This window comes from Cupriavidus sp. 05N40 (assembly GCF_056397305.1).
This window is the reverse complement of the sequence record NZ_JBFTND010000293.1, coordinates 1-8,192: the sequence shown is the minus strand read 5'-3', so window position 1 is coordinate 8,192 and position 8,192 is coordinate 1. Positions and strand designations below refer to the sequence as shown.

Annotated in this window: 8 protein-coding genes; 4 read left to right on the top strand and 4 right to left on the bottom strand. The window is 64.5% G+C overall.

Annotation, left to right across the window (positions count from 1 at the left end; genetic code table 11):
• Positions 1-138: helix-turn-helix domain-containing protein (locus tag AC1DO7_RS38135; RefSeq protein ID WP_477117344.1), on the bottom strand; the 138-nt coding region annotated here is incomplete at its 3' end.
• 361 nt (positions 139-499) lie between these two features.
• The gene (locus AC1DO7_RS38130) at positions 500-1,645 is read right to left on the bottom strand and encodes an ISNCY family transposase (RefSeq protein WP_477117343.1); all 1,146 of its coding nucleotides are present in this window, start codon (positions 1,643-1,645) and stop codon (positions 500-502) included.
• A 522-nt stretch (positions 1,646-2,167) separates the two neighbouring features.
• On the opposite strand from AC1DO7_RS38130, the gene AC1DO7_RS38125 reads away from it, so the two are divergent.
• From AC1DO7_RS38125 to AC1DO7_RS38110, 4 genes are read left to right on the top strand one after another with little or no spacing between them, the layout of a single operon-like run.
• Positions 2,168-2,431, top strand: a complete 264-nt coding sequence (locus AC1DO7_RS38125) for a hypothetical protein (RefSeq protein WP_441624165.1) — start codon at positions 2,168-2,170, stop codon at positions 2,429-2,431.
• Positions 2,428-3,477 carry a multidrug transporter subunit MdtN gene (gene mdtN / locus AC1DO7_RS38120; protein WP_477117342.1) on the top strand — a complete coding sequence of 350 codons (1,050 nt, stop codon included), beginning with the start codon at positions 2,428-2,430 and terminating at the stop codon, positions 3,475-3,477. Before AC1DO7_RS38125 ends, mdtN begins: the two co-directional genes overlap by 4 nt.
• Entirely contained in the window at positions 3,458-5,443 is a 1,986-nt protein-coding gene (locus AC1DO7_RS38115; protein WP_441624161.1) for an FUSC family protein, read from the top strand. The genes mdtN and AC1DO7_RS38115 overlap by 20 nt, the downstream gene beginning before the upstream one ends.
• Positions 5,430-6,968, top strand: a complete 1,539-nt coding sequence (locus tag AC1DO7_RS38110; RefSeq protein WP_441624160.1) for a TolC family protein — start codon at positions 5,430-5,432, stop codon at positions 6,966-6,968. Before AC1DO7_RS38115 ends, AC1DO7_RS38110 begins: the two co-directional genes overlap by 14 nt.
• Positions 6,969-7,050: 82 nt before the next feature.
• Here the strand turns inward: AC1DO7_RS38110 and AC1DO7_RS38105 are convergent, their stop codons facing one another.
• Together AC1DO7_RS38105 and AC1DO7_RS38100 are read right to left on the bottom strand one after the other, a co-directional pair.
• A complete protein-coding gene (locus tag AC1DO7_RS38105; protein ID WP_441624158.1) occupies positions 7,051-7,470 on the bottom strand; it encodes a hypothetical protein in 420 nt (139 codons plus the stop codon).
• Positions 7,471-7,965: 495 nt separating this feature from the next.
• Positions 7,966-8,192, bottom strand: a 227-nt coding sequence (locus tag AC1DO7_RS38100) for an acyl-CoA dehydrogenase C-terminal domain-containing protein (protein ID WP_477117341.1), incomplete at its 5' end; no start/stop codon positions are given.

The following is an 8,192-nucleotide window of genomic DNA, read 5'->3' as shown; positions in this document are numbered from 1 at the left end:
GAACAGCAGATCGGAACAACTGCTGTCAGCCAGTTCGAGGTGTCGGGCCAGTTCGGAGTTGCTCAGCGGGCGCCCTTCGCGCGCGAAGACTTCAAAGACTTGCAGGACACGGCTGGCAGTGGGAACGACTTGAGGCATGGTTACTGATCAGAACGGAATGATGACGAAGTGGTCTGGCCCGGGTCAACGCAGGGCGGACAGTTCCAGCGCGCTTTGTGCCATCAGCATCGACTGGATCTGGTTGGTACCCTCGGCGATGGTCAGATGGCGCACGTGACATTACTAATTGGGGCCAACATCAATTTGTCCAGGCAAAGTTGAAATGTCCGGGCGCCAGCAAAGTTGAAATGTCCGGTTGTTCGGTGTCATTTCAGTGTTGTTTGTTCTGCTTATGAGGTTCCCGTCGGGCGGTGGTGCTGGCCTGAAGCGGCAGAGTTGTGATCAGGGTGGGGCTGTCATGCCAGCAGGGCGGATTTGAATTCCCAGGTGTCAAGCTGAATCAATTCTCAGTTCCGTTAAGCGGCCACGGTTGCCGCTGTAAGCGTTTTAGCGCTTCCAACATATCGTTCTGATCCAGCGAGCGCTGCGACTTCTTGCCTGGTGGTCGTCCACGCTTGCGGACAACGCCTTCCGTGGCAGGCAAAGAGAGCGATCGTGTGTTGTCGCGTTTCTCCTGGACATATTGCGCCATCTGCAACACAGCTCCGAGTCGCTTGTTATCGACGATGGCGCCTTGATCGATCTCCGACAGTCGGTCATAGATGGTGTGGGGCAGGGTAGCGCCATTCGCCCGTGGCTCAATCCTACCGTCCGGATAGTGATAGACGTCGATATAGCGCCCAGCAAGCTTCCGATGCTCTGGCGTATCGGCCAGCAGGTAGAGCATCTTGTCGTACTGGATCGTCAGGCTCTTGGATACGCAGCGCGGTTCGCGCCAAGTGAAGATCAGGTCCAGGTTCTCATCAGGTCGCAGCGAACGATGCGCGTTATGACTGTTCCGGGGCACCTTGGCAAAGCGCGCGTTGTAGTCAGCGATGAACTCCGGCATGAAGACGTTGGCGTCCTCCATGGTGCTGATCGCGCGCAGACGCAGTTCCTTGACCAGGCGGTCCTGCAGGGTCAGGTGGGTTCGTTCCACACGCCCCTTGGCTTGGCTGCTGTTGGCGCAGATGCCTTCGATGTTCAGCTCAAACAGGGCCCGGGAAAACTGGGTATGGCCGTCACCACCGGTTGCGTTCGGCTTGTTGACGCGGAACACGCTGGCCTTGTCGCTGTAAAACGCCACGGGCTTGCCATGGCGCTCCAGATAGGCGCGTGTCGCGGCGAAGTACGTGAAGGTTGCCTCCGAGTGGGTAAAACGCAGTTCCATGATCCGGCTGGTGGCGTCGTCGACATAGACCAGCAGCGTGCAGGCCGGCGCGCGCTCCTCAAACCAGCGGTGATCGCAGCCGTCGATCTGAATCAGCTCGCCCAGGCATGCGCGACGGTTGCGTGGCTGGTAGACCTTGGGCGGGCGCTGCCGATCCGTGATCTCCAACCGTTCGGCGGCCACGCTGGGCCGCAATTGACCATCCACGACCGCCTGAACGGTCTTGAGCCTGTCTAACTCACGCATGCTTACTGTAATGACCTCGGGTCTAGCCATCCTCGGGCGTCTCCATTGCATTCAACCGGGCAGGCTGAATACCATGGACAGGCCCTCAGGCGGACATTTGAACTTTGCTAGAACCGGACATTACAACTTTGCCGCTACATCCAATGTTCGCATAATGAGGATTATGTTAAATGCAGTAATCTGGCAAAACCGTGCTGAAGTACCGCCTGTGTGCAAGCCTATCTTCCCGCTCGGTGCCTGACGCTCGCTCACACCGTATATGCATCACAGCTCCGTCCTCGTGGAACAGTGGCGACCGAGAGCCCGTAAGTGTCATGCCTCTAGGCGCCTGGCTCGCCGACTCTGCGCCGGCCAGGAAACGGCATCAGCCTTGCGACGCGCTGGCGAGCACCACTTGGCCTGCGGCCTCATTCAGTCTCGTCAACCGACACTCTCCACGCATCGGTCGGAGCCTTTCTCCGCTTGTGTCAAAGCGACGTCAATTTTCTTGCCGCTTGGACAATCACGAATCCGCGCTGCTATATTGCGTGAACTAAACCTGCCTCGGATCCCATGGCACGCTCGCTTGCGCTCGTCGCGTTGGCCGCTTCGCTCTATGGTTGCGCCGGCGCCCCGTCCTTCGGACTGTTTGGCGCCTATTTTCCGCTCTGGCTTCTGAGCGCCGTGGTGGGCATCGTGGGCGCCGTCATCTCCTGGCGGGTGTTTGTCATGACCGGCTGGGCGGATATCGTCTGGTTCCCGCTGCTGGTGAACACGGCAATCGGCCTGATGATCGCTGAAGTCGTCTGGTTAATCGGTACGGGGCACATCCTATGAAAATGGCCGGCGCCCGTAAGAACCCCCTGCGCGGCAAAGTGGTTGCCCTGGTAATCGTCCTGCTTGCCGTCCTGCTTTCCGTCTATGCCTGGCATCGCACCGCACGGTTTCCGTCTTCCGACGATGCCGCGCTCGATGCAGACATGGTTCATGTGGCCTCGCCCGTGGGCGGCAAGGTCGCCAGGATCCTGGTCAGCGAAAACCAGCAGGTGGCCAAGGGCTCCGTGCTGTTCGAGATCGATCCGGTGCCGTACCGGCTGGCCGTGGCCCAGGCGAGTGCCGACCTGGAACTGGCGCAGGCCACGCTGGGCACGCGCCGGCGCACGATTTCCACCGAACGCGCCAATGCCGCGATTGCATCGGAGCAGATCGCCMGCGCCGAACAGAACTATGCGCTGACCGCGCGCACCGTGGAGCGCCTGCGCCCGCTGACCGCGGATGGCTACGTGCCGAAGCAGCAGCTCGATCAGGCCCAGGTGGCGCAGCGCGACGCGGCTGTCTCGCTGAAACAGGCCAATGTGCAGCGTGCCGCGTCGGCACAGGCGGTGGGCACGGTCGACGATGCCATGGCGACGGTGCGGGCGCGCGAGGCGGCGCTGGCCATCGCCCAGCGGGCGCTGGATGACACTGTGGTTCGCGCCCCGCACGATGGCCGCGTTAGCGGCCTGACCGTGCTGTCCGGCGAAGTCGTGCTTCCCAACCAGTCGCTCTTCCTCCTGGTGCATACCGGCGAATGGTTCGCCGTGGCCAACTTCCGTGAAACGCAGCTTGCCGAAATCCACGTGGGCGACTGCGCCACGGTCTATTCGATGATCGACCGGGGCCATGCCATCCGCGGCAAGGTTGATGGCATCGGCGTCGGCATCACCGATACCGAGCGGCTGAACCTGCCGCGCTCCCTGCCCTATGTCCAGCCGTCGGTGAACTGGGTGCGCGTGGCCAAGCGATTCCCGGTGCGGATCAAGCTGGAAGATCCGCCGGAAATGCTGGCCCGGGTGGGTGCAAGCGCAACCGTCGAGATCCGGCATGGCGCGGCCTGCAACTGACAAATTGCGTCCGGGGCTGGCCGATATCGGCGCCCTGCTGGCATCGTTCCCCGGGCGCGCGGCGGCTACCACGCGCATTGCAGTGGCCTGCACGCTGACGGTACTTGTCACCAGCATCTATGGCACACCGGAAGCGGCCATCTCCGCCTATGTCGTCTTCTTCATCAATCGGGCGGATCGCACCACCAGCATCGTGATGAGCGTGGCGGCGCTGGTGCTGGTCACCATCATTGTCGGGTTCGTGATGCTGCTGGCCGATTTCAGTGTCGACGATCCGCTGCGCCGGGTGGCATGCATGGCTGTGCTGTCGGCCGCCCTGCTCTTCCTGACGTCTGCCAGCAAGTTGCGCCCGGTGGGCGCCATCATTGCGATGATCATCGGGTTCGCGCTCGATGAACTCGGCCTKGTGCCCGGCGGCGAGGTGGCCACGCGCGCCCTGCTCTATACCCTGCTGATGGTGGCGATCCCGATTGGCGTGAACGTGGTGGTCAATCTGGTGCTGGGCCCGTCCCCGCGCCGGCTGGCATCTGACCGGCTGGCGCATTGCCTGCGCGCAGCGGCAGCCTGCGTGCGCGATCCACGACCAAACGGTGCCGCGCTGCATGCGTTGTTGCATGATGGCGTTCAGCCGGTGGCCGGATGGCTGAAGCTTGCCAGGATCGAAGGCTCGGCCAACGCCATCGACTCGGCGGCGCTGCACCATGCGGCRGCGTCGACGATGGCGATCCTGATGGCGGCCGATGTCGCCGGCCGGCAGCCGGGCGCGCTGCCCGCATCGCTTGCCGATCCGATTGCCGACACGCTCGACGCGATGGCGCGCATGCTCGATGCTGGTGGCTATCCGGTGGAAATCGGGCTGGTCCTTCCAGATTCCAGCCAGCTTGCCCCGGCGCAGGCGGCAGCCGCCAGGGAATTGCACTCGGCCATCAATGGCTTTGCCCAGCCTCCCGAGCCTGGCACGGTCAAGCCCGCGGCGCCCGCAAGCAGCCGCGGCGGCTTCCTCGACGCCGACGCTTTTACCAACCGCGACCACATCCACTACGCGCTCAAGACGACCGGCGCGGCCATGTTCTGCTATCTCCTCTATCAGCAGCTGAACTGGCCGGGCATCCATACCTGCTTTATCACGTGCTATCTCGTGTCGCTCGGGACCGCCGCGGAGACCGTGGAGAAGCTCTCGCTGCGCCTGGCCGGTTGTCTGGTCGGCGCGGCCATCGGCACGGCGGCACTCGTGTATATCGTGCCATCGTTGTCATCCGTGGGCGGACTGATGCTGCTGGTCTTCGCGGGCTCGTGGCTATCCGCCTGGATTGCCCAAGGCTCGCCACGCATTGCGTATGCTGGCTTCCAGGTCGCGTTTGCGTTCTATCTGTGTGTCATCCAGGGCGCCGGCCCGGGATTCGACCTGACCATTGCGCGCGACCGCGTCATCGGCGTGATGCTCGGCAACCTGGTGGTCTATCTGGTGTTCACGCGTATCTGGCCGGTCAGCATTGCCGGGCGCATCGAGGCGGCACTGGGCCGACTGGTCGCGCAATGGCAGCAGCTGGTAAATGCCAGGCAGCCCGACGACCGGCGCAGGCATGCGGCGGCCGCGCTGGCTTTGCAAGGCAGTGTCGTGCAAGACCTGGTCCTCGCGCACTACGAACCTGCGTCCGTGGGTCCGGCAGCTGGATGGGTCGACGACCGCCGGCAGCGCCTGCGCAAGCTCGACGCAATTGCCGGACCGGCCTTCCTGCTCGCCGAGCGGTTCCCGGGCGACCCCGACCTCGCGCAACGGCTTCGCACGCTGCTGGCCCACGACGTGGCTCCGCAACCGGTGCAGCCCGCCGAATCCGCGGCCGCCCCCGGCCACGATGAACCGGTCCGCGACGCCCTGCTGGCGCTCATCGACAAACGCCTCGCCGAATCCCCTGACGACTCCGCCGAGGCGCCCCATCCTTCCTCGATCCATGCGCAAACCTGATTCGCTGGGGGCTCCGCTATCGCTGATAGCTGTGATGCTGGCCGGTTGTGCCACGTCGTCGCTCGATCTGGCACCGCCGGAACCCGACCGGCCGTGGCAACCCGCCACCACGGCGTCCGGAGAGATCGTGCCTGGCGCCGCGGCCAGGCCGGCAACCACGACAAGATCGTCCGGCTACGCGCTGCCTGCCAACGCGGCGCTGGCTTCGCTCGCACCGCCGCCCGCACTCGATCCGGCGCATGCATACTCGTTGCCGGAACTGATCGATATGGCCGAGTCCGCCAACCCGCTGACGCGCATCGCCTGGAACGACGCGCGCAATGCCGCGCTGGCCGCGGGCATCGCCAAGGCCAGCTATCTGCCGCATATCTCGGCCGCGGCCATGGGCGGATACCAGAACGGGCATCTTTCCACCAACACGGCCCTGGGAACCGCAGGCGCCAATACGTCCAGCCACGGCGCGGTGTCGGTGCTGTCGCTGCAATGGCTGCTGTTCGATTTCGGCGAGCGTGCGGGGATTGTGGGTGCCGCGGAGCAGGCTTCGATCGCGCTCAATATTGCGTTTACGGCCGTCCACCAGCACATCGTCCACGAGGTGAGCGTGGCGTTCTATCGCTATCAGGCGGCCCGTTCGCGCGCCGGCACTGTGCAACAGGCGATGACCAACGCGGATGCCGTGCTCACGGCGGCCAGGGCCCGCTACCAGCGCGGCATCGGCACGGTGGTGGAGGTGGCGCAGGCCACGCAGAACCGTGCACAGACCAACCTGGCGATGGTGCAGTCGCAGGGAGCCGAAACCGACGCGTATCTGGCCTTGGTCACAGCGATCGGCATCTCGCCGCTATCGAAGCCGCGCATCGCCGAGATGCCGGTGCGGCCGTTGTCGCCGGCCCTGCGCGGCTCCATCGAGCAGATCGTCGAGGATGCGATCGCGCGGCGGCCCGACGTGCTGGGCGCCTATGCGGCCGAGCGGGCCAGCCAGTCCAAGGTCAAGGCCACCGAGGCGGCGTTCCTGCCCAAGGTGTTCCTGTCCGCGTACACGTCGTATGCATCGGGCGGATCGGCCATCACGGCGATTCCGCCGATTGGCCAGCAGCCCCCGACGCTGAACCTCAACGGCTATCGCTACGGCGCCAGCGTATTTCTCGGGGTTTCCGTGCCTCTCTACGACGGCGGCCTGCGCTCGGCCGCGCTCGCGCAGGCGCGCAATGACGTCGATAGCGCATCGGCCCGCCTGACGCGGGCCAAGGACGAATCGGTACGGCAGGTGGTAGTCAGCCAGAGCGCGCTCGAATCGAGCCTGGCCGCGTACGACGCGGCCAGGGAACTGGCCGACGCGGCCCAGGTCACCTACAACGCGGCGTTTGCAGCGTACAGCAAAGGCGTGGGGACGGTGACCGAAGCCAACCTGGCGCAGAACCAGTTGCTATTGGCTCGGAACGCGTCGGCCGATGCCTATAGCGGCGCACTGGCTGCGGCCGCTACGCTGGCGCTCGCGACCGGGGCGATCGGCTCGGCGCCGTGACCGGCTGAATGCCGGCGCATTCCTGCCCAACCCGCAAGCTAGCGCGCCAGCGAACTGACAGGCCCCGGTTGCGCAGCGGCGCTCAGGCGCCGTCGAGGAAGGGATTGCGTTGACCCATGCGCGTGCCCAGCGCATCGGGAGCCAGGCTCATGCTGGCTGGATCCACCGCCGGAGAGGGACTGCGCGCGAGCGAGGGGTCGGCCGGTACCGGCGCCCTACCCTGTTGCATTGGCTGGACGCCGCCTTGCCCATATTGTTCGAGCGCGGCGGGCATCGCCCCCTGGGCGACCTGCGTTGTCGCAGGCACGGCCTGCATCGGCATCGCTTCTCCCGCTTGTGCGCTTTGTGCCGGCATCGACTGCGCAGGCTGCGCGGATTGCATCGGTTGGTTGGATTGCATCGGCTGGGTCGGCTGAACGGGCTGGGCCTGCTGCGCGAGCAGCGGGAAGGACGCGATCAATGCGCCAGCCATCAACAGGGATTTCGCCAGATGTTGCTTCATTCGATACCTCCTAGAACGCCTACAGGCATGGGAAGGGCCACTGTAGCGCCGAGGCGTCTAACATTCTGTTCGATTTTGCAACGGTGATTTACCAGCCTTGCGATCTGCCGCGAGGCAGGTTAAGTGCGCGCGCGACACCTTGACGGCGCCCAACCTTGATGCAACCGTCCGCCCCGCGTGGCTCGCTTGCTCAAGCCAGTCCCACGTGGCGCTGCAGCCGTCCCAGCCCCGCCCAATGCGGCGGCACAAGCCACATCCGGCTGCATTTCCCTGCTATCTACGATCACGCGCTGCGCCCGTCTGGCACCAACGCGCCTCAGTTCACGCTGCCCGTGCTCATCATGGAACTGGGTCCGATCACCCATGCGGACCTTGGATGCCAGAACCACCGTGCCCGGTCGACGCTGACAAGAAATCTGCCGTTGCTTATCGCGCAAGGGTAGGTTTCGCGCACCGCTGCCAGGCCGAAGCGGCACGCCCTTCACGCCATGGGCGTCAGCCGAGATCAACCGCCATGATTGGCTCGGAGTCGGCGGAAATCACTGCTGCGAGCGCATGGATTTCTGGCAGCAGCTTCCTGAAGTAAAAGCGTGCCGTGGCTACCTTGGACGCGTAGATGGGATCAGTAGAGGGACCGTTGGACAGGCCAATCGCAACCATACGAGCCCAAATCCATGCAAGACCCACGTGGCCAGCGAGCCGCAGGTAGGCGGCTGCAACGC

Excerpts from the sequence above, each read along its gene's own strand:
- AC1DO7_RS38130 (WP_477117343.1), bottom strand. The coding sequence starts at position 1,645 with ATGGCTAGACCCGAGGTCATTACAGTAAGCATGCGTGAGTTAGACAGG.
- AC1DO7_RS38125 (WP_441624165.1), top strand. The coding sequence starts at position 2,168 with ATGGCACGCTCGCTTGCGCTCGTCGCGTTGGCCGCTTCGCTCTATGGT.
- AC1DO7_RS38110 (WP_441624160.1), top strand. The coding sequence starts at position 5,430 with ATGCGCAAACCTGATTCGCTGGGGGCTCCGCTATCGCTGATAGCTGTG.
- AC1DO7_RS38105 (WP_441624158.1), bottom strand. The coding sequence starts at position 7,470 with ATGAAGCAACATCTGGCGAAATCCCTGTTGATGGCTGGCGCATTGATC.